Origin of the sequence: Virgibacillus halotolerans (genome assembly GCF_016908515.1) — a bacterium.
Taxonomy (GTDB): Bacteria; Bacillota; Bacilli; order Bacillales; family Amphibacillaceae; genus Virgibacillus_M; species Virgibacillus_M halotolerans.
Genome location: NZ_JAFBEA010000003.1, coordinates 191,345 through 217,895, shown reverse-complemented (window position 1 = coordinate 217,895; position 26,551 = coordinate 191,345). Strand labels below are relative to the sequence as shown.

Sequence of the window (26,551 nt, the reverse complement as noted above, 5' to 3'; positions counted from 1 at the left end):
TTTCATTCAGTAAAAAACCCACAGTACATGTACTGCGGGTTTTACGATTGACGTCACTTCCGAAATAAAGCAATGGTTATGATCCCTGCACCTAGTCCAATTGCACTGCCAATTTTCACATCTCCAGCAAAGGCACCTATACCAGCACCCAAAAGCAAAAGACCAAGAAAGACAAGTCCACTTTTCTCTACATTCAATTTGAGGCCCCCCGCACTCTGTATGATTACTATTAGTTTATTAAAGTCATACAAAATGCGTTCATCCATGAACCAAACAACCATTTAAATTGAATATCGATATTACTTTAACTTCTCAATAACAACAACTTTCAAATAGTCACCTTGAGGAAAGTTACGATTCACCTGGAAATCAGCTGGCAACGAAAAGGTTTCTACTATTTTATAAGTTGTGTTCATTTCTTTAAAGGCCTTATCGATAAAGGTTCTAAATTTCTTCATGCCAAAGGTTGCGTTATTCGTAGAAGCAATAATGACACCATGTTTCTCTGTTATGGCAATTGTATCTTTGATTAGATCAGGATAATCCTTTGCACTACTGAACGTACGTTTCTTGGAACGCGCAAAACTAGGTGGATCAAGCACAACCAGATCAAATTTCAAGTTTTTTCGTTTCGCATATCTAAAGTAATCAAACACGTCAATCACGGTAATATTCTGTGCTTCATAATCAATACCGTTTACACTAAATTGTTCGATCGTTTTGCTTTTGCTTCGTTTCGCAAGGTCAACACTTGTAGTTTTATCCGCACCACCAAGCGCAGCCGCCACGGAAAAGGCACCCGTATACGAGAATGTGTTCAATACGTTTTTACCTTGGGCATAGTTATCACGAATCGCTTTTCGCACATCTCTCTGATCCAGAAAAACGCCAACCATCGCCCCGTCATTTAAGTAAACTGCATAGCTTATGCTATTTTCCTTTACAATGATGGGAAATTCGCCACGAACTCCTTTTACAAAATCATCATCATCCATGTACTTTCCTTTTGTATCAAATCTTTTCTTTTCATAAATTGCTTGATAACCACCAAGCTCATCCAAAACGTCAATAACTTGATCTTTAAAGGAATAAATACCTTCACTGTACCAATTGATTAAATAAAATCCATCGAAATAGTCAATCGTTAACCCGCCAATACCATCGCCTTCTCCATTAAAAATACGAAATGCGTTCGTATCTTCATCCTTATAAAAAAATTGTCGTTTATTCACTGCGGTTAGGATTTTGCTTTTGAAAAATGCGCCATCAATCTGTTCGTCTTTTTTCAACGTTAATATCCAGCCAATTCCTTTATTTTGTTTCCCATAATAGCCTTTGGCAATAAACTGATGTGTTTTATCCACTAAATGAACAATACCGCCTTCCTCCATGGGTTCGTCTGGATTCGTAACGGCATCCATCGTAATTAATGGATATTTATTTTTATATTGTTTGATATAATTTGGTTTTACTTTTAACTCAGTAACTGAATTCATGTTTTCATCCTATCCTGTTTTTCCCCATTATCGCACGTGAATTCGGAAAAAGAAATGAATAACAGTGTAATTCTCTCTAAATATATCACGATTTCACCCTCCAAATTACTGATTTTAATGTCAATTCAATTAAATACATTGAAATCAGAGACCATTCACGGCTATAATATCTAATAAGTAAAAAAACAAATTGAGGTGGGAATATGGAGAAAAATATATCTGTTGGCCTTTTAGGTCTCGGAACAGTTGGATCTGGTGTGATACAATTGATAGAAAACCATCAGGAAGAACTTGTTCATCAGCTCGGTTGTGGTGTGAATGTAAAAAGTGTATTGGTCCGTAATTTGGAAAAGGCACGTCAGGTCCAAGTGGATCCCACCTATCTAACTACTAACCCGGAGGACGTTTTAAATGACCCGGAAATCGACGTAATTATCGAGGTGATGGGTGGGATTGAAGATACACGAAAACATATTTTAAACGCATTTGAAGAAAAAAAACATGTTGTCACTGCAAATAAAGATTTAATGGCAGTCCATGGACCTGAACTTCAAAATGCGGCAAGCAAGCATGGTTGTGACCTGTTTTATGAAGCCAGTGTCGCTGGTGGAATTCCGATATTACGCGGACTCGCTGATGGACTTGTCTCTGATCGTATTCAAAAGGTCATGGGCATTGTTAATGGAACAACCAACTATATTTTAACTAAAATGGATGATGAGGGTGTTTCCTATGAGGATGCTCTAAAGGAAGCACAGGAACTCGGCTTTGCTGAGGCAGATCCAACAGCAGATGTGGAAGGATTGGATGCCGCCAGAAAAATGGCAATCCTTGCCCGACTTGCTTTTTCAACATCTGTAGATCTTGATGATGTTGAAGTAAGTGGGATCTCAAATCTAGCATTAGAAGATTTACAATATGGAAGAAAGCTTGGACTTACAATGAAACTGATTGGCTTTGCTGATTTTCAGGACAACCAGGTGGAAGTTAGTGTCCAGCCAACATTCTTATCACAGGAACATCCTTTATCGGCCGTTAAGAATGAATATAACGCAGTCTATGTGAATGGGGAAGCGGTTGGAGAAACAATGTTCTACGGGCCTGGAGCAGGTAGCCTACCAACAGCTACTGCTGTTATGTCGGATGTCGTCGCCGTGATAAAGAATAAATTATTAGGGGTAAACGGCAAACGATTTGTCACACCACGTTTTGAAAAGGTCTTAAAAACACCAGATCAACGGTTTGGACAATACTACTTCCGGTTACATGTACAAGATCAGGTCGGCGCATTTACGATGATCTCATCTTTATTTAATAATTTAAATATAAGCTTCGAACGAATCTTACAGGCGCCTATCAAGCAAGGTAAACAGAATGGGCTTGCTGAAGTTATCGTGGTTACACATGAAACGACACTAGATCGTTGCCACCAAGTATTAGAGAAGCTAAAAAACGTAGAAGTAGTGAAAGAACTAAAAAGTTATTACCGTATTGAGGGAGCTGTTGAACAATGAATTGGCAAGGACTAATCAAACAATATGAAGCTTACTTACCTGTAACAGAAGATACACCAGCCCTGACGCTTCACGAAGGGAATACACCACTTATTCATTTCCCGCACCTTTCTGAGCAACTGGGTGTTGAACTATATGGTAAAGTCGAAGGAGCAAATCCGACCGGCTCTTTTAAAGACCGTGGAATGGTAATGGCTGTTGCAAAGGCGGCTGAATCGGGCAGTAAATCCGTTATTTGCGCTTCTACCGGTAACACGTCTGCTTCTGCAGCAGCATACGCAGCCAAGGCCGGGCTACGCGCTATCATCGTGATTCCAAAGGGGAAAGTGGCGCTAGGTAAACTTGCACAGGCCAAAATGTATGGTGCTGAGATTGTTGAGATTGATGGTAACTTTGATGAAGCCTTAAAAATGGTTCGTAAATTAAGTGAAAATGCACCAGTTACACTTGTAAACTCTGTAAATCCTTACCGATTAGAAGGACAGAAAACCGCTGCATTTGAAGTATGCGATCAGCTCGGGGTAGCCCCTGATATTCTTGCTATACCAGTTGGTAATGCTGGGAATATTAGTGCCTACTGGAAAGGTTTCAAGGAGTATCAGGAATTAAAACAAACTGGTCTGCCTAAAATGTTCGGCTTTGAAGCGGAAGGTGCAGCAGCCATTGTGAAAAATACTGTCATTGAAAAACCGGAAACAGTTGCTACCGCAATTCGGATTGGAAACCCAGCAAGCTGGGAACTTGCGCTTGCTGCAAGAGATGAATCCGGCGGAGCAATCAATGCCGTAACAGATGAAGAAATCACGGAAGCGTTCCAGCTTTTAGCACGTAAAGAAGGTATCTTTGCTGAACCAGGATCTTGTGCATCGATTGCCGGTGTAATCCAACAATGTAAAGCAGGATATATTGTACCGGGAAGCAAAGTTGTAGCTGTTCTAACCGGAAATGGTTTAAAGGATCCACAAACTGCAATCGATCAGGTAACCGTGGAACCTGTTTCACTTCCAAATGATGAAGAAAAAGTGACTGCCTATATAAAAGATATGGTGACGGCACATGAACCAGTTTAAGATCACTGTCCCTGCCAGTTCTGCAAATATGGGTCCAGGATTCGACTCAGCAGGACTAGCAGTCAACCGCTTTTTAACCTTATATGTAAAAAAACAGGAAGCATGGTCATTTAAGCATCACGGCCATTTTCTTCCTGTTATTACTGATTATCGGGATCATTTGATTTATCAAATTGCAAAACAAACTGCTGAACGTTACGAGAAGACATTACCGGCATGTCAAGTAACAATAGAGAGTGAAATACCCTTAGCACGTGGGCTCGGAAGTAGTTCCTCAGCAGTATTAGCAGGAATTGAACTCGCGAATCAGGTTTGTGATCTATCCTTATCAACGGAACAAAAACTGCAATACGGAACGGAAATCGAAGGTCATCCAGACAATATAGCGCCAGCATTATTCGGAGGAGTGATTATTTCAACGACAACCCCAGGCGGGGATGTTGAATATGTGTCCTTGCCCGCACTTGATTTGGACGTTATCGTCTACATACCGATTGTGGAACTCAAAACCAAAGCGGCACGCGATGTCCTGCCGGATAATTTTTCCAGAAGGGATGCCACGACCGCAAGTAGCATTAGCAACGTCATGATTGCCTCCCTTTTATCAGGTGATTATGAGCTTGCAGGAAAGATGATGGAGAATGATGGATTCCATGAACCATTCAGGGCGGAGCTTATTCCAAACTATGAGATTATTAAACAAGAAGCCAAAATAGCAGGGGCATATGGAACAGTCATCAGTGGCGCGGGTCCGACGATGATATCATTTGTACCAAAGGGAAAAACAACTGAAATTGCTGCACATATGGAAACACTGCTTCCTGATTACGAGGTAGCAATGTTGGAAATAGACCAAAATGGATTACAGATTGAATAAAAGTATAGAATTCGGAAAAATAACCTACCCTAAATGCTTGTCATGGCTAATTATAGGGCGGTTATTTTTTGTTTGTAATAACAGCATAGCGTTGATATTTTTTTATGACTTTGGCCGATGTTTTTTGAGCATTTGTTGTAAGTATTCTTCAGACTTTTCCTTAGGGATACTCAGGTTTTCCCATTGTTCACCTTTTATTTGTTTACCAATATAAACAATTTGCCCAATATGATAAGCATAATGAGCCAACTGCCTTTCAATAGCTTATTACGATCCCCCGCTTTTTTTATTAGCTCCCAGCACTGAAGGAGCTACCACTTCCACTTTTATTCGATCTGGATCTTCAAAATACACCGCATAATGTTCTGGCCCTCCTGCAAATGGATGTCTATCGCTATATAAAATCGGGGCCCCTTTTTCTTCTAATTTCTTCGTGATTTCATCGACGTGTTTTGCTGATTTTGCATGAAAAGCCAAATGATTCAGGCCTATACATCCCCTATGATAAGAAACATCGAGAAACCTTTGTTCTGCCTGAACAAACACAATATACGTCTCTCCTAATTTCCAGCTCTGCCCGTACTCCCATTTTTGAAAAGCAATATAACCCAACTCTTCTAAAAGCCATCCCCAAAAATGGATTGTCCTTTGTAAATTGGAAACATTTATTTCAACATGATGTAATAGCCCCTGATTCAAATTAAATCCCTCCTCCAACTTGTAAACTCCCTAATCGATCTAAACAGAATTCTTTTTTTATTTTCAATCCTAAGGGCCAATCCTCTATTACTCTAAAGTGCTACAGCATTAATCTATCGGGGGACTGGCCCTTAATTAGACTATTCTATTATTCCATCTTCATATATATCAATACCGCTATCTGCATTTACTTTAATATTTTTCGGGATGCGTAAGTACAAAAATTGGTTGCCAAATATTTCATCGGCATCTTCAAACAACAAATCATCATTTTCCAAAAATCTTTCATCTGTTAGTTGCTTGAAAGGAAATTCTTTCTTGTAGGAAGTAAACTCCAAATAAGCCGTCTCGGGCAATTCAATAAATAGTTCATCGCCATTTTTATTTACGCTTACAGGGTCCGTATAAGATGAGATATTAATACCGTTATAATAACTCGGCGTTTGATAATATACCGCCTCTATTTTGCTGTCATTTTCTTTTTTATCCAGTCGAACTGGCAGACTATTTTGATCATCGCCACTATAGCGAAGATAAATTTCCTCGTCGTTATAATCAAAATCCCATTGCTTTACTTTATAATCGTTGCTAATATCGACTGGCTCCCCTTCATAAATAAATCTATCAAAATTAGGCATACTCGTGTTTTCTATCTCTTCCGTTTTTACTTGTCCATGCAATGCCGGAGTCACAAAATACACCCCAACTGACAGCAACAGTAAACATAAATAGCCACCTAGAATCCAATACGTTGTTTTTGATTTGTTCGTTTTTCCAATTCCTTTCTTAATTATAAATACAACTGCCCCAATAAGAAGCAAAAGAAAAACGAGTTGAATGATTATTATCCCAAATACATTAATTCCCATCATTTTCTAACCTCCAATCGATTAGATAGAATGATTGCCCCTGCAAATAACAGGAAGGAGGTGATAACTGTCTTGCCCACAAACAATAGCGTATTTGTTTCTTTAGAATAAAATTCAATTACATGCAACAACACTTCTGATCCGTATATTACAATCATAATCAAACAGCCCATCACAACAACCGGCAATAGCACAACGAAGCTTTTATGTAGCTGACTGATCGTTCCCGCAAGATATCCAAGTGCACAGAAAAGCAGTAAATACAAGAAAACAACGAGTAAACCGGAAAATATCTCCTGTACACTGTACATGACATCATAACCTATGACTGAATGATCTCTTAAAACAAAATAGGAAATGACCCGTATAAGAAAAGTAGATAATATTGCAGTCACTCCACCTATGAAACTAGCAGCCACAAGGAAGAGCATATTGGATACATTATTGCTTACACGATTTGTTACGAACGCAAAATCATCGTCGCGGTATTTTTTCGTAATAATTGTTACTGCATTAATAAAAGCCCATAACATCGTAAAAATGATAAGTGTATCTGCAGAATGATAATCAACATTTATTTGAACACCAAAGCGACCAGAGCCACTAGATACTGCGCCAAACGAAAAGAAAATTGCGATGACCTGTATGAGAACCATCGAGCTGAATACACCAGTATAAGCGTTTAATTTATAGAAAAATTGCTTCTTCACTAGATTCCCCAAACTAATTTCACTTAAAGACATCATCTATTCCTCCTTTCGTTTTGTTCGTTAAGTACACACATAAATCACTTGCAGGAACTGGAGATATTTTTATCCCAAGGCGCTTTGCCTGCTCCAGCGGAAAATAATCATTTTTCACCACAACATAGGTTGTACCATGATCCATATTTTTCTGATAGATAATTTCTTTGTGATATGTCCACTGCAAAATAATCTCCGTTCTTCCGGTTAGACCAACTGCATATTCCTTTAGCACATCCATTGGCAAATGCAGATGCTTTTTCCCACTTTCTAACAGTAATACATCTTCCAATAAATCCTCTACTTCCTCCAAATGATGACTGGATATAATGATGGTGCGTGGATGTGCAATATAATCCTTCAATAACGCCCGATAAAAGTCCTTTCGAACAGCAGTATCCATCCCCGTCGTCGGCTCGTCAAACATCGTTAATGCACATCGGGAAGCCAGACCGATAATCATATTAAAGGTACTCTTTTTTCCCTTTGATAGATTCTGATGTATTTGTTTTGGATGAAAGGAAAAGTAATCAAACAGACGCTGTGCAAGATCGCGATCCCATTTTTCATAAAATCGACCTGCCTCATCCAGAATCTCTTTGATAGTTAATGCAGTTGAGAAGTCCATTTGATCATCAATATAGATTGCATTAGCTGACACAAGCAGATTATTAAACGGACTTTCTGCGAATACTTTTACATCACCAGAAGTTCCCCTCCAAAATCCAGCAAGGATTTTTAATAATGTTGTTTTCCCTGCACCATTTCTTCCAATTAAACCGGTAATCGTGTTTTCCTCAATGCTAAATGATACATCATTTAGTGTTTTTAATTGTCCTTGTGTTTTGATTAGATTTTCACACGCAACTACCTTCATTTCGCATCCCCCTTGCGGTTTTTATACATCGTTTGTAGCATATCAATTAATTCTTCTTCACTAACATCTAACTGCCCTGCTTCTACCACAATTTCTTCGATTAAACCTTTTAATGTTTGATTTTTTCGCTTATCCGTGATAATTGCTTTCGCTTGTTTTGTTACAAACTTTCCAAGCCCCCGTTTATTATATAAAATCCCTTCATCTGCTAATAGGTTTAATCCTTTAGCTGCAGTTGCCGGATTGATGGTAAACATCTCTGCAAGCTTATATTGCGAATACACTTTTTCATCCTGTGCAAAATTTCCATTCAATACCTCTGTTTCAATCCATTCCGCGATCTGTATATAAATAGGTTTAGTCCTATCTGTATGAAGCATCAAGCTTGCAACCTCCTTCAACTAATTCAGTGCATTAGTCACGTAATGTAGTATATAAAATGTATGTTGAAAAGTCAACAGTAATTTGGGATCAGTCCCCCATCACACTATTGCTTTAGCACTGCATCGAGATGGGGGACTGACCCCAAATAGGTAGGCTTTAGTGAATGGTATATAATCATGCTATAATCAATAATATATAAGAAGGTCCCTTCTTTCGTAATTACAGGAGGTTTAATATCATGAAAATTTATGTTGATGCGGATGCATGCCCAGTAAAGGAATCCATTATTTCTATCGCACAAGATGCTGGAATATCGGTCATACTTGTAAAAAGTTTTTCCCATTTTTCCAATGATAATGAGGAACCAGGTGTGGAAACCGTTTATGTAGATACGGGCGCTGAGGCGGCGGACTACCGGATTATGAAGCTGGCTAAAAAAGGTGACATCATCGTTACACAGGACTATGGCTTGGCGTCGCTTGGGTTAGCAAAAGGATGTATCGTTCTCCATCACAAAGGGTTTACCTATACGAATGAAAATATCGATCAATTGTTGCAAACCCGCTATGTCAGTGCCATGGCAAGGAAAGCAGGTAAAAAAACCAAAGGTCCAAAAGCATTAACAGCAGAGGACAAGGAAAATTTCCACACACTTTTCATCCAAACAATTGAACAGCTTTAAGATCGAATAACTGATTTTGTTGTTCGATTCATTTTTTTAAATAAAGTATAATTAATATACTTGATATATTTTATATACCTGATATACTAACAATTAGATGGAGGAGTTTCATATGAATATTTGCCCCTATATTGAAGCGTCATTTAATATCTTAGCTAAAAAGTGGAATGGTCAAATTATCCATTACTTATCACATTGTAAAGATTGCACCGCTCACTTTTCCGAAATAAAACACGATTTTTCTAAAATCACATCAAGAGCACTTTCGCTCAAGCTCTCGGAACTCGCTGATTATGAATTAGTTGAGAAAAAGGTAGTTAGCGGAACTCCCGTAATGATTACCTATGTATTAACTGAAAAAGGGCGGGCGCTTGCCGATGCATTACACCCTATTCAAGAGTGGGCACAGCATTATATCAATATAGAAATAGAAAATAAACTAAATGAAGAGGAGCATGGATAATGAACAACAATAAAATGATTTGTGACATGGAGACAGGAATATGCGGAGAAGCTGGGGAAAGCACAATGGAAACCATTGACCTAAGTAAGCCGAAGAAAACAATCGATCTTTATTATGTAACCGATCCGATCTGTTCTCACTGTTGGGCACTTGAACCCGTCTTTCGCCGTTTCCAAAAACAATACGGACACTATTTCACCGCCCATACTGTGTTGGGTGGATTATTGGAGAATTGGGATGGCTTTGCCGACGTTAAAAATGGCATTTCCGGTCCATCTGATGTCGCTGAGCATTGGAGAGAAGTAGGCGTACATTCGCGTATGCCGATTGATGGTTCATTATGGTATGATAATCCAGTCGAATCTTCATTTATCCCTTCACGTGTTTTTAAAGTTATTCAAAAACAGGATGAACAATTGGCAAACCATTTCTTACGTAAAGCAAGAGAGGCTGTATTTGCATTCAATCAAAATATCGGTGACGAAAACGTGTTAACTGCGATTGTAAATCAAATAGGACTTGACGGGGCAAACATTGTGGAGGAAGCTAGTCAGTCTAGTGCTCAGGAGCTGCTTAATGAAGACTTTACACTTGCAGGTCAGCTCGGGGCAAGAGGATTTCCAACTATCATCATGGTTAATGAAGAAAATAAGGGCGTCAAAATTGTTGGTGCTCGCTCATTACAGGACTATGAAAATGGATTGAAACAAGTCCTTGACTTAAAAGAAGACCTTCAGGCACATGAACTACCTGCCCTTGCAGCGCTTTTCGAAAAAGAGGATCTGCTATTCTCCCGTGAAATTGAAGAACTTTATGATATTCAGCCAAAGGAAGTGAAAGATTTTATTCAAAAAGGGCTGTCATCCGATCATTACGAACAGAAGGAAATTCTTGATGAATCCTATATTGAAAAAATTTAAAAAGTAGTGTCAGCCACATTAAGGCTGACACTACTTTTTTAACGATTAGATATCGTAGTAACTACACACAACTTGTCCAACTGCTTTCGCCGCTACAAGTAATGCTTCTTCATCAATATCGAATTTCGGATGATGATTGAAATATGCTTCTTCTACCCCTTTTGGTTTACAGCCAATAAAGAAAAATGTACTTGGTACTTTTTCCGCATAGTACGCAAAGTCCTCTGAACCAGAGAATTTCGGGAATTCAACCACTTGCTGAATGGCCGGGTCATTCATTTCATTCAGGCTATCTTTTACAAGTGCTGTCATATCTGGATCATTATATAATGTCGGATAATCTGCAGTATAGGTTAATTCACACTTCACGCCAAATTCTGCTTCGATGCCTGACGCGAGACGATGAATCTCTTTGTCGATCACTTGCTGGGTTTCGTCATTCATGTATCTTACGTCACCCTCTAGCTCGATCCGATCTTTAATAACATTAAATGATCCCTTTCCATCGAACGAGCCAATCGTAACCACACCCATATCAAAAGGATTGATTCGACGGCTAATAACAGTCTGTACAGCTGTAATAAAATGGGCCCCAGCGACAATGGCATCGTTCGCCTTATGTGGTGATGATCCGTGCCCACCAACACCTTGAATACCCAGTTTGAAATACGTTCTACCTGCCATCGTGTCCCCACTGCGATAACCGACAACACCGGCGGGATCAGTTGGGAATAAGTGGATACCAAAGATATTATCTACATCATCAAGTACACCTGATTCCACAATACTTTTTGCTCCACCTGGTGGTGTTTCTTCAGCATGTTGATGAATGATTTTGATGGTACCCGGGATCGATTCTTTTAATTGAATAAGGCAATCTGCTAAAATCAGTAAATATGCTGTATGCCCATCATGTCCACAGGCATGCATCACGCCTGCGTTTTTCGATTGAAATGGTACTTCTGTTTCTTCATGAATTGGCAATGCGTCAAAATCAGCACGTAGCCCTATTGTTTTTCCAGGCTGCCCACCTTTAATGGTCACAATGATTCCATAACCATTTCCTACATTTGTTTGAATGTCTACATCTTTACCTTGGTAAAAGTCAGCAATATACTGTGCTGTCTTTTCTTCCTTAAACGAAAGCTCAGGGTTTTCATGTAAATAACGGCGAATTTCAATCATTTCATCTTTCCGTGATTCAAGCATTTTTAATAATTGATCTCCCATGTCCTCGTCCCCTTCCATTTTTCATAGGCGAACTTTTATCGCAATTTGGCGGACAGTAACCCCCCCACTTAATGAAGTTTCACTTTATGAATACAATACCTATTTTATCAAAAATCATGATCTATATATGAAAAAACGCTCACCGTACCCTCATATAAAGTATACTGTTTTATAACTTAAAAAGGGAATGGAACGATGCTGTCTCAAGGCCAGCTGAAATTAAACTGGGAAATGCTGCAAAGCCTAACCCTCCACTTATTAAATTGCTTGTCTTAACTTTGATTTGTCTTTTCCTAAAAAGCATGCAGCTGTTTAGAAAAATTTAAAAATGAATCATCATTATTTTGCTGTTCTTCCACATTAATAGATATGTAATTTGGATTTACTTTAATTTATGGTTTTCCATTTGGAAATCCGGTGTTTTTCTTGTTAGACCATTGCATTGGCGTACGTGAATGATCTCGGCTTGTTGCAGCTAATATAGCAATAATTTCTTCTCTATGGTTGAAAAATGATAATGAAATAATAGAAATAAAGATGAAATTATAACAGCAAGCAACGAAAAACAAACTGACAAGATTATACTTAAAAATGGAACTGGAAATATGCTCTTGTTACCAAAGTATATCATCCAGTTCCATTTATTTTATACCCATCACATTGTAGCTGTTTGTTCTATTATATTCACCTGCTTTAAATTTTTAACTGCTGTATGAAAGCCTTCCTCAATTGACATAATTGGGTCTTCATGCTCGATACTGATTACATAGTCATAGCCATAAGTCCTGCGTGCATTCACAATATTGGACCATTCTTGGATACTATGCCCATTTCCCACTGAACGAAAGCTTCAAGCTCGTGTCTGCACTTCTCCATAAGGCTGCATATTCGTTAAGCCGTACATATTAATATTATCCTGATCAATATACGATATCTTTAGCATGGTATGTGGTGTATGAACAATAAAATCGGCATGCAGCTCTAAGCCTACTTTGACACCATGATCTTCTGCAAATTGTCCCTGCTCTTTTCCAATACGGGATCAATTTTTCTTCCCATTGCCATTTCAGTATATCGAAACACTCTGTCGGCCACGGTGTTACCGGCCTTCATCTGCATTCATAGCCATCGGTTTCTCACATAAAACGTGAACACCTTGATTCAAGCGCCAACCGCTACCGATTCATGATATTTATTTGGTGTACAAATTGTTACAGTATCTATATGTTTTAACATTCCCTAATAAATTTCATACACATGAGGAATCGCATATTTTTCTGCTACTTTCTTGGCACGAGCAAAGCTAACACCCTGTACCAATCAGTCCCATTTTCAACCTTTCGACCAGCAATCACTTCTCCAGCGAATAAATTCTTTTTGTCTTGACGGATTCTAAGGCACCTAAAATAATTGCAAGTGATTTCTTTCCTTCTACACCGTCAATTAATGGAGCAGCGTCATTTTGAATGGAATCAATAAAGTGGTCAATTACATGCGTCGTTGTTTGTCCACCTTCATCATTGGACTGAATCGCTCCAAGTTCGTATTTTACTATTTCCCCATTCGCATATTGAGTTACCAACGAATACGTTGGATCATCTTCCAAACGCAATGTTGCTTTCTCTCCATAAATAATAGTGGAATTATCTTCTTTTGCTGTATAAGCCCAGCTTGCTACCAAAGTACCGATAATGCCTTTTTCCGACTTTAAAATAAGTGTTGCATTATCATCGATGTCGGTATTTTCTTTCGCACTTGTTTCCACAAATGCTCCTACTTCTACAAACTCATCCTGTAATAGATAACGGATTAAATCAGCTTTATGTACGCCTAAATCTCCCATTGCGCCAATGAATGCTTCATCTTTTTTAAAGAACCAGCTATCCTTTCCATCTGCACTCCATGCTTCCGGACCGCCATGCCCGAATGCTGTACGGAAGCTGTAGACCTTCCCAATCGCTCCAGATGCAATCAGCTCTCTGGCTTTTTGATGAGAAGTAACAAAACGCTGATTATGCCCGATCATTAATTTCTTTCCATTCCGCTTTGCCGCTTCAATCATCTGATCTGCTTCTTCTGTAGAGGTTGCCATAGGTTTTTCACAAAGTACATGTGCACCAGCATCAAGTGCATCAATGCTGACAGACGCATGTAAATAGTTTGGGAGACAAACACTGACAGCATCAATATCTTCTTTTTTTAACAGTTCCTTATAATCTGTATACGCTTTTGCTTGATACTTTGCCGCCGCTTCTTCTGCCCGTTCTTGAACAACGTCACAAACTGCCGTGATTTCTACATGCTCATTTATATCATATTCCAGCAGGTGACGATGTTTGGCAATACTCCCGCATCCGATAACTGCTATTTTTAATGTCATTATCTATCTTCCTCTCTATCATGTATTATTTTCAATTGGCTGGACATTACCATACGTATGCTTTGGCGTATCTTGATTTCCAGCCCATTCCACAGCATTTTTAATTACTTGCTGAACCTCCGCTTGATGATACGTCGGATACGTTTCATGACCAGGACGGAAATAGAATATCTTTCCTCTCCCGCGTTTAAAAGTCGCTCCGCTTCGGAAGACTTCCCCGCCAGTAAACCAGCTCACAAAAATTAATTCATCTGGTGCTGGAATATCAAAATGTTCTCCATACATTTCTTCTTTTTCAATTTCAAAATACTCGCCGATTCCGCTGGCAATTGGATGAGATGGATCTACATTCCATACACGTTCTGTATCATCCGATTCGCGCCATTTCAAATCACAGCCAGTTCCCATGAGAGATTTAAAAATTTTTGAGAAATGCCCGGAGTGAAGTACGATTAATCCCATGCCACCTAAAACACGTTGCTTGACTCTCTCAACAATATCATCCTGTACTTCCCCATGCGCCATATGTCCCCACCAAATTAAGACATCTGTTTTCTCTAATAATTCTTCGGTTAGACCATGTTCCGGTTCATCCAAAGTAGCTGTTGTTACATCATGGCCTCCTCCTTTTAAAAAGCTTGCGATTGCTCCATGAATTCCTTCCGGATAAATGGAAGCAACGACTTCACTTGTTTTTTCGTGTCGATTTTCATTCCATACAACTATATTCATATCTGTCCCTCCTTAGTTATCCTATTTACGCAATGTCTGGAGTGAAATTTTTAACAGGAAAAAGAGATTAAAAAAATGCTATCCTTTTTATTCATAAATAATCTAATTCATAGTATAATTAAAAATTTAACTCTCCACTGCATACTTTCTTCATTTTATTTACTTGTTTGCTGGTAACATTAGGCTATAAAGTGCTCTTTCATTTTATTCCTCATACTTTTCGAACATACTTCTAATCATAAATGAGCTAATATAAGTAATTAACGAAAAACCGATAAAAATATCCAGGTATAATTTTATTACGAACACGTGCGGTGAAAAAAACATTAAAATAGTTGAGCCTAGTGTAATAACTATAATTAGTAACATTAGATAAGGATTAGCTATACTTATTTTCAATACATTTACGCAAGCTTGCTTTATAGTACACTTATAACGTGCAATATATGGAAAAATCAATACAAGGTACATGCAAAAAATCACCGTGAACATTACTAAACTAATTAAAATTATCGTCGTAAAGTTTCCCGTATAAAATTGTAAAAAGAAATAATTTAATGCTAAAATCATACCGGATAAAGATAAAAATACCCAGACAAGCGTACTTTGTTTGAAATTATTTTTGAACGCCTGCCAAAATCCGCTAATTAGTCCACCTTCTTCACCCCTAACCATTTTCAACGTGATTGAAAACATGGCAGTAACAGAAGCCCCAATTGTTATAATTGGCAAACTGCAAAGGATAAACAATATATTTAGTAAAATTAACTCTACTACTCTAGACAAAAAATGATATATAGGACCATCTATCCTTAAGATACTACCCATGTTTTATTCCTCCCCAGTTGACACTATTCTTTAACAGATCCTACAACAATACCCGTTACAAAGTATTTTTGAAGAAAAGGATAAATCAATAATAAAGGAATAGTCGAAACTACTATTTTTGCAGCATTAAGATTACGATTCTGTACTTCTGCAATATTCTGCAGTGCCTCGCTACTTGTACCAGATTTCACTAACTCAGCGATATCAATTGTAAGAGACTGAATATAGGTCATAATAGGATAATTACTTATTTGGCTCATATAAATCAGCCCCGTCATAAAGTCATTCCAGTTACCTACAATACTAAACAATGCCACTGTTGCCAGAGCCGGTAAGGAAACCGGAATATAGACTTTAAATAATATTTGCAGCGGACTGGCACCATCAATAATAGCTGCTTCTTCCAGAGATTTCGGCACACCAACGAAAAAATTCATGATTAAAATCACACTAAAAATTGGTACCGCTCCTGGTAAGACTAAAACCCAAATTGTATCTAATAAATTCAGATTCTTGATTACAATATATGTTGGAATTAGTCCGCCACTAAATAACATGGCGAAAATAATGATATTCATATAAATATTTCTACTCTTAAATTCACGCTTTGTTTTGGATAATGGATAAGCCATTAACACAATCAGTATCAGATTAAGCGCTAAAGCAAGCACTACACGTTGTACAGATATAAAGAATGATCTCCAGAACTGTGCATCCTCCATAATCATTTCATAAGCCTTTGTCGAGAAATTGATTGGCGTAAGCCCGACTATGTTAGCCGCCACTGCTGACCCACTACTGAAGGATATGGCAACGATATTCCACAGGGGTAATAGACATATTAACCCCAAAGAAATAACAATAAAATAAATGATAAATTTACCAATTTTTGTGGAGAGGCTATTTCCTTGTATCATCTATACTCCCCCTTAGAATAATTTTCTTTCTGTGAATTTTTTGGCTGCGTTATTAGCTGACAGTATTAGAATCAAACCGATTACTGATCTAAACAAACCTACAGCTGCTCCAAAACTGTAATCACGTCCAACCAAACCTTCTCTGTATACATAAGTATCAATCGTATCTCCAGTTTCATAAACAATCGGAGAATAGAGATTATATACCTGATCAAAGCCGCCTTCTAATACATTTGGCAGACTTAAAATTGCCAAGAGCAGGATAATCGGTAACATCCCCGGTAAGGTGATATGCCAAACACGCTTCGACCAATTGGCTCCATCCATACTGGCAGCTTCATGCAGACCCGGGTCCACAGAAGCAATAGCCGCTAAATAAATCACTGAGTTAAAGCCAAACTCTTTCCAAACATCCGACCCAATTAATAAAGGCTGAAACCATGTATTACTTCCAAGAAAATTTATTCTATCCAGACCGAATGAATTCAAAATTTGATTAACCGTTCCATCCAGACTAAATAAATTGACAACAACCGTTGCCAAAACTACCCATGATAAGAAGTGAGGTAAGTAAACAATTGTCTGTACTGATTTTTTAACCAATTTCAAACGAATTTCATTTAATAAAATCGCAAATGCAATTGCAAGCAAAGAGCCAAAAATAATTTTTCCTAATGCAATCACAATTGTATTTCGAAACACTTTTCCAATATCAGGAAGATTGAACATATATTTAAAATGTTCCAGGCCTACAAATTCCGAGCCAAAGAAACCTTTTGCCGGCACAAAATCCTGAAAAGCCATGATGATCCCAAACATTGGCGCAAAACTAAAAACAAGTAAAAATATCATTCCTGGCGCTAGCATAGCGTGATAGGTTAATTTCGCCTTTTTTACATCTTTCTTACGATCACGTGTAGGTGCAATTTGATTATTTACCGCCAAGCTCCATTCCCCCCTTTAACAAAGGGACTGCTGACCAGCCCCTCTTCACTATCTATTCTTGTTCAGCCAGTTCTTCTTCTATTTCATCCAACATTTCCTTACCGCCTTGATTTTTCCATTTGTCAACAAATGTATCAAAATAATCAATCGGTTCTACCCCTGTTACTATCTTAATAAAATCTTCTTCTTCTAACTTTATTAGGTTAGCTCCTTTCTGTTCCATAGTTGGTGTGTTATTAACATAGGCTGTTTCAACCCAATTAAATCGAGCTTCCTCTGTCAGCTTATTCATTAAGCTCCACCCTACAATACGAGAATGATAATTGGACCAGCCATTAGTTAGAGCGTCTTCAGGGGTTTCCATATATTCTATAATTCCGTTTATATTCTGCCTAACTTGAGAGTCAGTAATTTCTCCAACAGTCATCTCTTCATTCAAAACAGCTTGGATATCTTGATAGTCATCCAAATATTTCTGATTAGGAAGAAGTACGATGTTAAATGGTTTAGTCGAATCATCTACCCCCTGTTCTAAATATTCCGCCACCTCAGGAAACTTATTTTCCATATCCGCTTCCTCTTTGTTTAGCATAACATCGTAGAATAAGTTCAACATTTGAACTGCTTTTTCGGGATGCTCATATCCTTCTCTGACAACCATAAAACGACCAGTTGTATTCTGCTCAAATACATTTACGTTACCGTCATCGTCAGCTAATACATAAGCAGCAAATCTTGCATCATTGTCCATCTCTCTAACCGTTGAGAATCCCCAATCCGGTATATGCCAAGGTCCTGTTGCAATACCTGTTTGACCATTTGTCAGCAACGACATAATATCATCAAATGACCTTGTTCCAAATTGTGGGTCAATAATCCCCTTATCAAACCATTCATTCATTACTTCAAGTCCTTGTTTTGTACCTTCTGATGTCGAACCATATGTTACACTGCCATCTTCTTCTATTAAATATTTCTTTGGCTGTCCATCAAAAACAGCGGCAATCGAATTCATTGTAAATACTCCGCCATAATCTGCTCCATTCAGGTAAGAATCAAATGGAATTCCAACTGGATTACCTGAATCACCTGGATCATTTTCCATAAAGGCTTCGGCGACCTCTTCTAATTCATCCAAAGTAATGAGACGATCTCCTTCCTCATCTATTGTTAAATCTAATTCTTCTAACCAGTCCTCACGTATCCAGACCATCTGCGGTGCTGCCAGGGACTCAGTTCCGGGAAGAGCCATAAGATTGTCCTCAAAGGTAGCATCTTCTAAGGGACGATTATCATAGCTGGCATAGGTTTCCTTAATGTAATCGCTCGCATTTTCTTCAAATACATCGCTTAAATCTTCAATTAAGTCATTATCGACTAAATCTTTTAACTCTTCTCGATCGACTATCATCATATCTGGTAAATCGCCCGAAGAAATAGCCAAAGCTACTTGCCTGCTGTAGTCTTCCCCATCTGCCTCAAAAGCATTTCGAATCTCTATATCTAATTCTTCCTCCGCTGCGCGGGTATAGGCGTTATCTTCAAAGGTATCCCCTTCAGGTAATTTAGGATTTGAACCAACCGAACGCCCAATATTTACAATGATCTTACCATCTTCTGTAGTTGTTTCACCTCCATTGGAAGATTTCTGTACACATGCAGCTAGTGCACTAGTAAGCAGTAATAAGACCAATAGCAATTTAATCCTTTTGATTGAATCCGTTTTCATTTTATATAATCCTCCTTATTATTCTGTCTTTTCAGAGCAAAATCATGGCCATTGATTTCGTATAATTTCATTATAATTGATGTCCGATTCATGGGAAATATCAAATAATCCCTTTTCATATAACATTTTCCGGAATATCATATTATTTTAATTCTTGAATTAAAAAACCCCACAATTATTTTGTGGAGTTTTTCTCCTATTCACTTACATGGCGAGCCTATTATGCCTCTCCATGAACAATTGGTATAATCAAAGTTACCTTCGTATAGTGATCCATCTCACTTTCATATGTCAAGCCGTATGAAGGACCATAATACAGCTGCACCCGATTATGAACATTTCTAACACCATATCCTTCTGTTTCGATAGTTAGAATGGACTGTAACTTTGTTGGATCAATTCCAACTCCATTATCAATTATAGAAAATTCCAATATGCTTTTTACTCTTTTTAATCTGATAATCAATTTCCCACGATCAGAACTTTCTTTATGATCTATACCATGATTAATTGCATTTTCTACTAATGGTTGTAAGAGCAAATTTAGCATTGTATAATGATAGGCTGATTTATCTAGCTCGTAATATACATCAAATGAATTTGAATGCATTAATTGTTGAATGTTTATATAAGAAATCACATTTTCAAGTTCTTTTTCCACTGCTACAATACTTCTTCCTTTATTTAAAGTGGTCCGATAAAAAGTGGACAAATGTTGAGCCATCTGGCTGATATCCTCTTGTTCCTCCATAATAGCTTTACTATTAATTAACGAAAGGCTATTGTATAAAAAATGTGGATTAATTTGCGCTTGTAAAGCTTTCATTTCATATTCTTGTTGAGCAATTTTGCTCTTATATACCTGGTTTATCATATCTTTTAATTTATTGACCATATTTCCAAATTGTTTGATTAAGCTCCCAATTTCATCCGTACCACTATTAAAGACAGAGACTGTTAAATCTCCTTTTTCTATCTTTCCCATATTTTTTGATAGCTTTTCCAGTGGTTTAACCACTACTTTTGCCAATAAGTAAATAGATAACGCCATAATTAAAATGCTTAAAAAGATAACCAATACAACCGTTATTCTCATCGGAAGCGTAGCAGCAGAAATAATATCAGTTGGTCGATATAAATAAACAGTCCATCCATAAGAAGGTAATTCAGCTTGTTGAAGGACAAAATCAGCTTCAAGTGAAATTCTATCCTCAACTAGCTCTGATGATGGAAATTGACCTGCTAAACTTATATCGGAAAACGTTTCATATGAATAAACAGGTTTCTTATCGCTATCAAAAATAACTACACCATAATCCTCTTCGAATAAACTAGGCATCGAAGCAAAAAACTGTTGATAATTTATTTCCATTTGAACAATATTATTAAACGTTCTACTTTCATCAAATATTTTATAAATAAGCTTAAATGTTTCATCACTCGATGAGACTATCAGGGTTGGCCGATTCGAGTCCATGATGCTGTCAAACCAGCTATTTTGATTAATGTCTGTCAACGGTCTAAGTAATTGACCATATGGGTTCATTTGATTGTCAGTATAGACGGTGATGGAATCAATGTCTGTCTGTAAAGTCGGAGGGGTGACCAGCAAAGGGGTTAATGTATCATTATAAAATTTATACATTTCAAAATTATTGTTATACTCTGCTGTTAATCCACTTTTAATTTCATCATTCCATACAATTTGATTAATAATATTAATATAATTGTTGAGTTTATAATCTATATTTAAAATAGACTGGTTTAATGCTTCAGATAGATTTTCATTTTCACGAGCAACTAATGAATCTTGTATTTGATAATACCACATACTTCCTAATGTAATGATAGGTAGACAGCTTGCAACAATACAAATCAATAATACCTTTTTTCGGAATTTCAAATTAATAAACCATCGTTTAAAAAAATTCATTTCATTCACTTCACCTCTATGCGCTTTTCATATCCCGATACTTTTTAGGACTAACACCGAAATGCTCTCTAAAAATCCTAATAAAGTAGGAATCGTTTTTATAACCGATTGTTTTACTAATATTATTCACTTTCATATTGGTATTACTAAGTAATTCTTCCGCCTTATTCATCCTCACCTGTTTAATATATTTATTAATTCCCGACCCAGTCTCTTGTTTGAATTTATCACTTAAATAACCCGGCGTTAAATATACTTCTTCCGCTAACATGTCCAAACCTAAGTCCTTTTCTATATTCTCTATAATATATTGTTTCACTACGCCAATGACATGTTTCGGTGAATTCTTTTCTTCTTCTAATCTCTTTATTACTTTCCTTTGAACTTCTAGTAAAGTTTGCTTGATATCAGAGAAATGTTTATAAGAGTACATTAATTCAATGTATCTATTCATGCTGTCTTTACTATATTCCGGCATTGCCTGAAAAAATAGCTGCAGCAACCGAGCGAACAAGAAGCGAAGATAACCTTGTGAAGTTTTTGTTCTTTTATCATACTTTTGAATAATAATAGTTATTTTTTTCTCTAATTCAACCGTATCAGCTTGTTGAAGTGATTTTTCTATTTTTTCTAATAAGCATTCGTCTTCTTTATATTCTTTACTGTCTTTTAACGGGGTATCAATTGGATAGATAAAGACATCTGAATAGAAAAAGCGATCGTTTAAGTAGCTTTCTAGTTCACTATACGTTTGAGCCAATTGAACTGGACTATTCATATGGTCACTTACAGAGAGAACACAATTGATTCCATATGTTTCTTGAATTTTTTGCTGTATTTGCATAGCAGCTTGCTGATATGTAATTAATCTCCTTGAGTTATCTTTAAATAGCAGGGCAATTTGAAAAGGGTTTAGATTTATTACGTCATATTTACTATCTAACGTGGCTTTCCTTATTAGCTCATAAAAACATTCATTTTCTTCTTCAAATAGTCTATCCAAAAAAGTAGTATCAGAATGAACAAGAATCATTCGGTTATAATCGTTCAAAAAATCAAAGCTTAAGTAAGGGTATTCATTTTGTAATACATCTATTGGTGTTTGATTTAATAACCGATATAGAATATGTTTTTTTATAAATAGTTGATTTACCTCTCTTTTTTCTTGTTCCTCCTTATGTTTTCTAATATTCTCCATTACTTCTGTCATCGTTTGTTTAAATTCTTCTGGTTTAACAGGTTTTAATATATAATTATCCGCCCTTAATGTCAGCGCCTTCTTGACAAAACTAAAATCATCATAACCACTAAAAAAAATAATTTCCATATCAGCATAGCGTTTTCTTACTTGCATTGCTAATTCCATACCATCTACAAAAGGCATTTTCACATCGGTAAGCAAAATATCGAAAGGGTTTCTCACTAAGGCTTCAAAAGCCTCTTTACCATTAGCCGCTTCCACTATTTCTAATTCAAATCCAAATTTTTTTAATAGAAAACGGATGACTTTTCTCTCATCTTTCTCATCATCCACAACTAGAATACGATACATAGTTTGAGTCCCCTTTATGAAATCTGAGGGTCACTTGGTACTTATTCAGACTCTATGATTTCACCATAATAACATTGTAAATTCAATAGCTTGCTCAAAAGAAACTTCACAGCTCATAATTTATATCGGATATTGTCTAACAGTATATCACATGCTAAAAGAAAGCATCAGAATTTTAAAAATAGCCATTAAGGTAAGAAGTACTATAAAAAACTAAGAAGCCTATGCCAACAATTGTCACATGATTTTTAACCGCATGACTTTCGTAAGTTGGAAGTTTAATAGTTAAAAAATAAAAAAATTGTAATATATTATAACAGCAATAGCAAAGTAGAAACCCATAACGCACATGCATTAAAGCTATATTAGGGTTGCGGTTTCCGTTCTTACCAATCACAGAATTATTACACGCTGACACAACAATAATTTAAATCCCCAACTTAAATTAAGTTGGGGAATTCTAATTTACACAATCATTTTCGAATCAGCGAACGCCGCTCCCTGTTCTCTCTTCGGGATGGTGCTGTTGTATGTAAAATTGTTTCTTCTTCACTAACTGGATATACTTGAGGAACAGGAATTGGTTTCCCCTGCTCATTAACTGCTACCATTGTCAAAAAGGACTCTGTTGTCAGTTTTTCCTCATCTTTTATGAGATCGTGGGCGATAACTTTTACAAATATTTCCATTGAACTTGTTCCTGTATATGTCACAAATGCTTCGAGTGTTAAAGAATCGCCCGCTTTTGCGGAATTTAGAAAATCAACCGAATCAATTGATGCGGTAACGACAGCACTTTTTGCATGCTTCATTGCTGTTAATGCGCCAATTTCATCAATGTATGTAAGCACCTTACCCCCGAAAATGGTGTTTAAGTGATTCGTATCTGGCGGTAGCACCAACCTTGTTTGCACTGTCTTTGTATCCTGAATTGCTACTTTCTTCATTGTCATATCCTCCTAAATTCAAAAAACACCTCCTAAAAGAGATGCTAAAAATATGCCCAAAAGGCTTTTTACTCCTATATGTAACTAATTATAGTATACCATGTTTTAAGATGATCCTTCATAAGTTTACTTACTAACCCCCAAATTGATGACCTTCGCATAGCTTATACGTCTCAAGTCCTATCGATAAATATTGCTCTAGTCGCTTACCCCCCATCCAAATCCGGATTATAGTATAAGTATAACGATTAGTTACAGGAGCGATTAGTAATGAGTGAAAAAAAAGTATATATACTTCTGACGGATACCGGTACCTTGTTTACAAGAATGATAAAATTGTATACGAATAAGTCATACAACCATGCATCTATTTCATTTGATGAGGGTTTATTTAAGGCGTACAGCTTTGGCAGGAAGACAGCCAAGAACCCATTTTCCGGAGGATTTGTGCATGAGGATCTAGAATCAGAGCTGTTCAAACAAGCAGCCTGTGCCATCTATTCCTGTACCGTATCAGATGTTGAGTTACAAGCAATGCGTGATTATATCCGACATATCGAAGAACAAAAGCATCTTTACAGATACAATTTTTTAGGGCTATTTGCCATCCTGTTTAATAAACCTCTGAATAGAAAAAATGCTTTCTTTTGTTCGCAGTTTGTTGCATCTGTTTTAAAGGAATGTGATAGGCTTGATGTTCAAAAGCCGCTATCGCTCATTACCCCACATGACCTACAAACAGCAGGGGGCTTTCAATTAGTCTATCAAGGAAAGTTTAGGCAGTACCATAAACAAGCATCGATTTGGAAAAATACTGAAATAGATAATCCTATCGAAATAGTGACCTGTTGATCTTATTCGGAATATCCGACCGAGAGACAATTAGCGGCGATTTAATGGGGAAGTTTGTGATATGGCATGCGGAATTGGTGTATGGTTTAAGAAAACGTAATAACGAATCAAGCAAATGAAAAACACCCATAAAACGGGTCATCTGTTTTATGGGTGTTTCTCTATTTATTTTGCCATCTGGAAACCAAGATCAGATTGATTATACACCAATGATTCAGCATCGATTTTCAAACCATGTTTGTTTGTCACATCTACGACTTACTCATTGCTAAATGTCATAGGTTGTCCTGCCAATCCTATATTGTGCATATTTCTCCGCATCTGCTCTACGACATTCCACTTCTAATTTCGTACCATTTTCCTCGTGTACCTCATCTAAAACATGTGCATTTTCACTAAAATAGGAGACAATTTGTCCCTCCGTATAAGGAATGAGTAATTCACAACGCACATAATCATTAAAGACTTGCTCATGGATAGCCTCTGTTAGTGCGTCCATCCCCATTCTATTTCTAGCAGATATATAGATATGCTGCTGATTGTCATCTTCTTCTATCGCTTCCACTAAATCTGTTTTGTTATAAGCATAAATAACAGGAATATCCACTACACCAATTTCCGCCAATACTTTATTTGTCAGCGTTATTTGTTCCTCATAATGTGGATTGGAATAATCCACCACATGAATCAGCAGGTCTGCTTCCACCACCTCTTCCAGTGTGGAACGAAAAGCTTTAACAAGATGATGTGGAAGCTTATTAATAAATCCAACCGTGTCCGTTAGCAAAAAGGTTCTATTCGTATTTGTCGTGACCTTTCTTACGGAAGTCTCTAATGTGGCAAACAACATATCTTTTTCAAATACGGCCTTCTCATTTCCCTGATCCACCAAGTCTAACATTGTATTCATAATCGTTGACTTCCCGGCATTGGTGTAACCAACCAGAGACACAATCGGCAGACCATTCTGGTTGCGCCTTTTCCGCTGTGTTTGTCGTTGAGCGACCAGGTTTTCCAGTTCCTTATTCAATTGTGCAATCTTCTCTTCAATCTTTCTCCGGTCCAGTTCGAGCTTTGTTTCACCTGCTCCCCTGTTCTTCAGCCCGGATCCGCCACCTTGACGCCCTAGTGATTCACGCATTCCGACCAGCCGTGGCAACATGTACTTCAACCTTGCTATGTCGACCTGTAGCTTGGATTCTCTTGTTTTAGCCCGTCTAGCAAAAATCTCTAAGATGAGCATCGTACGATCGAGCACTTCACAATCAAGCGTTTTTTCCAAATTTCTGATTTGTGAAGGGGATAGCTCGTCATCAAAGATCACTGCAATCGCTTGGTTGGCTTGGATCATATCTCTTAGTTCCTGCATTTTTCCTGTACCAATATAATGTGCCCGATTCACTTGATTTAGATTTTGTGTCAATTCACCGACAACATCCAAATGACAAGCAGCCGCTAAATTACCTAATTCCTGCATCGCGTATTTAAAATCCTCATGTTCCTTATTTACGTTAACACCAACAATAACAACATTGCTTTTTCTTTTCATTTTATTTTCCCTCCAAATTTAAAAACACAGGTTCTCTGCCTGTGTTTTCGAGTAAACGGAAGATGGTGCGAAATTAAAGTTATAAAGGGTCGTCAAATAACCCCTCATGAGCACTCTCTTTTGGTCTTTTATTATTTTTCCCATAAAAAACAGAGGTGGATATACTCCTCCCCCTCTGTTTTCAATCACGTATATAAAAAGGTTTCCTGAAAAGGGCAGACTCATCCCGTTAACTCTGCACACAAGCAGAGCCTTTGACCGTATTCAGTTACTGGTTCAAAGCTTGGAAACGTAGTCTGATCGATGCCACAAGGAAAACCTCCATTTCATTATTAGTTAATTAACTATAACATAGTACTAGCT

The 26,551-nt window shown here is 37.3% G+C and carries 26 protein-coding genes and 2 pseudogenes; 7 read left to right on the top strand and 21 right to left on the bottom strand.

The features are described 5' to 3' along the window. Positions 1-53: 53 nt before the first annotated feature. Positions 54-197: a hypothetical protein gene (locus JOC34_RS09785; protein WP_205136572.1), complete on the bottom strand. Its 144-nt coding sequence runs from the start codon at positions 195-197 to the stop codon at positions 54-56. A gap of 102 nt (positions 198-299) precedes the next feature. Beyond that, positions 300-1,496 (bottom strand): class I SAM-dependent rRNA methyltransferase, encoded by a 1,197-nt coding sequence (locus tag JOC34_RS09780; protein WP_205136571.1) that lies wholly within the window; start codon positions 1,494-1,496, stop codon positions 300-302. 203 nt (positions 1,497-1,699) lie between these two features. Between JOC34_RS09780 and JOC34_RS09775 the strand changes: the two genes are divergently transcribed. The 3 genes from JOC34_RS09775 to thrB are packed head-to-tail and all read left to right on the top strand — an operon-like array spanning position 1,700 to position 4,957. Then, positions 1,700-3,010 (top strand): homoserine dehydrogenase, encoded by a 1,311-nt coding sequence (locus tag JOC34_RS09775; RefSeq protein ID WP_205136570.1) that lies wholly within the window; start codon positions 1,700-1,702, stop codon positions 3,008-3,010. Next, positions 3,007-4,080: a threonine synthase gene (gene thrC / locus JOC34_RS09770; RefSeq protein WP_205136569.1), complete on the top strand. Its 1,074-nt coding sequence runs from the start codon at positions 3,007-3,009 to the stop codon at positions 4,078-4,080. Before JOC34_RS09775 ends, thrC begins: the two co-directional genes overlap by 4 nt. Then, entirely contained in the window at positions 4,067-4,957 is an 891-nt protein-coding gene (gene thrB, locus JOC34_RS09765; RefSeq protein WP_205136568.1) for a homoserine kinase, read from the top strand. The genes thrC and thrB overlap by 14 nt, the downstream gene beginning before the upstream one ends. A 102-nt stretch (positions 4,958-5,059) precedes the next feature. Here thrB and JOC34_RS09760 read toward each other — a convergent pair. From JOC34_RS09760 to JOC34_RS09735, 6 genes and pseudogenes are all read right to left on the bottom strand, one after another. Further along, positions 5,060-5,221: pseudogene (locus tag JOC34_RS09760) on the bottom strand (DUF1572 family protein); the annotation flags it as partial. A 3-nt stretch (positions 5,222-5,224) separates the two neighbouring features. Continuing rightward, positions 5,225-5,656: a VOC family protein gene (locus tag JOC34_RS09755; RefSeq protein ID WP_205136567.1), complete on the bottom strand. Its 432-nt coding sequence runs from the start codon at positions 5,654-5,656 to the stop codon at positions 5,225-5,227. 140 nt (positions 5,657-5,796) lie between these two features. Next, positions 5,797-6,528, bottom strand: a complete 732-nt coding sequence (locus JOC34_RS09750; protein ID WP_205136566.1) for a hypothetical protein — start codon at positions 6,526-6,528, stop codon at positions 5,797-5,799. Continuing rightward, positions 6,525-7,268, bottom strand: a complete 744-nt coding sequence (locus tag JOC34_RS09745) for a hypothetical protein (RefSeq protein WP_205136565.1) — start codon at positions 7,266-7,268, stop codon at positions 6,525-6,527. The genes JOC34_RS09750 and JOC34_RS09745 overlap by 4 nt, the downstream gene beginning before the upstream one ends. Then, positions 7,255-8,145, bottom strand: a complete 891-nt coding sequence (locus tag JOC34_RS09740; protein WP_205136564.1) for an ATP-binding cassette domain-containing protein — start codon at positions 8,143-8,145, stop codon at positions 7,255-7,257. The genes JOC34_RS09745 and JOC34_RS09740 overlap by 14 nt, the downstream gene beginning before the upstream one ends. After that, a complete protein-coding gene (locus tag JOC34_RS09735) occupies positions 8,142-8,528 on the bottom strand; it encodes a GntR family transcriptional regulator (RefSeq protein WP_205136563.1) in 387 nt (128 codons plus the stop codon). Before JOC34_RS09735 ends, JOC34_RS09740 begins: the two co-directional genes overlap by 4 nt. A 239-nt stretch (positions 8,529-8,767) precedes the next feature. Between JOC34_RS09735 and JOC34_RS09730 the strand changes: the two genes are divergently transcribed. The 3 genes from JOC34_RS09730 (at position 8,768) to JOC34_RS09720 (ending at position 10,594) form a co-directional block, all read left to right on the top strand. Further along, positions 8,768-9,211 (top strand): YaiI/YqxD family protein, encoded by a 444-nt coding sequence (locus JOC34_RS09730; RefSeq protein WP_205136562.1) that lies wholly within the window; start codon positions 8,768-8,770, stop codon positions 9,209-9,211. A 112-nt stretch (positions 9,212-9,323) separates the two neighbouring features. Next, positions 9,324-9,674: a winged helix-turn-helix transcriptional regulator gene (locus JOC34_RS09725; protein WP_205136561.1), complete on the top strand. Its 351-nt coding sequence runs from the start codon at positions 9,324-9,326 to the stop codon at positions 9,672-9,674. Continuing rightward, positions 9,674-10,594 (top strand): DsbA family protein, encoded by a 921-nt coding sequence (locus tag JOC34_RS09720; RefSeq protein WP_205136560.1) that lies wholly within the window; start codon positions 9,674-9,676, stop codon positions 10,592-10,594. Before JOC34_RS09725 ends, JOC34_RS09720 begins: the two co-directional genes overlap by 1 nt. Before the next feature lie 45 nt (positions 10,595-10,639). On the opposite strand, the gene JOC34_RS09715 is transcribed toward JOC34_RS09720, so the two are convergent. From JOC34_RS09715 to JOC34_RS09665, 12 genes and pseudogenes are all read right to left on the bottom strand, one after another. Further along, a complete protein-coding gene (locus JOC34_RS09715; RefSeq protein WP_205136559.1) occupies positions 10,640-11,824 on the bottom strand; it encodes a M20 family metallopeptidase in 1,185 nt (394 codons plus the stop codon). A gap of 392 nt (positions 11,825-12,216) precedes the next feature. Beyond that, on the bottom strand, positions 12,217-12,393 hold the full coding sequence (locus tag JOC34_RS22305; protein WP_476756230.1) for an alpha-amylase family glycosyl hydrolase: 177 nt from the start codon (positions 12,391-12,393) through the stop codon (positions 12,217-12,219). 86 nt (positions 12,394-12,479) lie between these two features. Beyond that, positions 12,480-12,930, bottom strand: a pseudogene (locus JOC34_RS09710) (sugar phosphate isomerase/epimerase family protein); the annotation flags it as partial. A 245-nt stretch (positions 12,931-13,175) separates the two neighbouring features. Next, a complete protein-coding gene (locus JOC34_RS09705; protein WP_239544240.1) occupies positions 13,176-14,204 on the bottom strand; it encodes a Gfo/Idh/MocA family protein in 1,029 nt (342 codons plus the stop codon). 18 nt (positions 14,205-14,222) lie between these two features. Then, complete coding sequence (locus tag JOC34_RS09700) at positions 14,223-14,936, bottom strand: ThuA domain-containing protein (RefSeq protein ID WP_205136558.1); 714 nt, start codon at positions 14,934-14,936, stop codon at positions 14,223-14,225. Positions 14,937-15,140: 204 nt separating this feature from the next. Further along, the gene (locus JOC34_RS09695) at positions 15,141-15,764 is read right to left on the bottom strand and encodes a YesL family protein (RefSeq protein WP_205136557.1); all 624 of its coding nucleotides are present in this window, start codon (positions 15,762-15,764) and stop codon (positions 15,141-15,143) included. Between the two features lie 23 nt (positions 15,765-15,787). Next, positions 15,788-16,681, bottom strand: a complete 894-nt coding sequence (locus JOC34_RS09690; protein ID WP_205136556.1) for a carbohydrate ABC transporter permease — start codon at positions 16,679-16,681, stop codon at positions 15,788-15,790. A 12-nt stretch (positions 16,682-16,693) separates the two neighbouring features. Next, a complete protein-coding gene (locus tag JOC34_RS09685; RefSeq protein ID WP_205136829.1) occupies positions 16,694-17,548 on the bottom strand; it encodes an ABC transporter permease in 855 nt (284 codons plus the stop codon). Between the two features lie 130 nt (positions 17,549-17,678). Next, positions 17,679-19,355: an extracellular solute-binding protein gene (locus JOC34_RS09680; RefSeq protein WP_205136555.1), complete on the bottom strand. Its 1,677-nt coding sequence runs from the start codon at positions 19,353-19,355 to the stop codon at positions 17,679-17,681. Positions 19,356-19,575: 220 nt separating this feature from the next. Then, positions 19,576-21,288: a sensor histidine kinase gene (locus JOC34_RS09675; protein WP_205136554.1), complete on the bottom strand. Its 1,713-nt coding sequence runs from the start codon at positions 21,286-21,288 to the stop codon at positions 19,576-19,578. 16 nt (positions 21,289-21,304) lie between these two features. Next, positions 21,305-22,840 carry a response regulator gene (locus JOC34_RS09670; RefSeq protein ID WP_205136553.1) on the bottom strand — a complete coding sequence of 512 codons (1,536 nt, stop codon included), beginning with the start codon at positions 22,838-22,840 and terminating at the stop codon, positions 21,305-21,307. Positions 22,841-23,313: 473 nt separating this feature from the next. Further along, complete coding sequence (locus tag JOC34_RS09665) at positions 23,314-23,793, bottom strand: acyl-CoA thioesterase (protein ID WP_420856125.1); 480 nt, start codon at positions 23,791-23,793, stop codon at positions 23,314-23,316. Between the two features lie 264 nt (positions 23,794-24,057). Here JOC34_RS09665 and JOC34_RS09660 point away from each other — a divergent pair, with 264 nt between their 5' ends. Continuing rightward, the gene (locus tag JOC34_RS09660; protein ID WP_205136551.1) at positions 24,058-24,639 is read left to right on the top strand and encodes a hypothetical protein; all 582 of its coding nucleotides are present in this window, start codon (positions 24,058-24,060) and stop codon (positions 24,637-24,639) included. A 268-nt stretch (positions 24,640-24,907) separates the two neighbouring features. Here JOC34_RS09660 and hflX read toward each other — a convergent pair whose 3' ends face one another. Beyond that, positions 24,908-26,188, bottom strand: coding sequence for a GTPase HflX (gene hflX / locus JOC34_RS09655; RefSeq protein ID WP_205136550.1), 1,281 nt, complete (start codon positions 26,186-26,188; stop codon positions 24,908-24,910). Between the last annotated feature and the right edge of the window lie 363 nt (positions 26,189-26,551).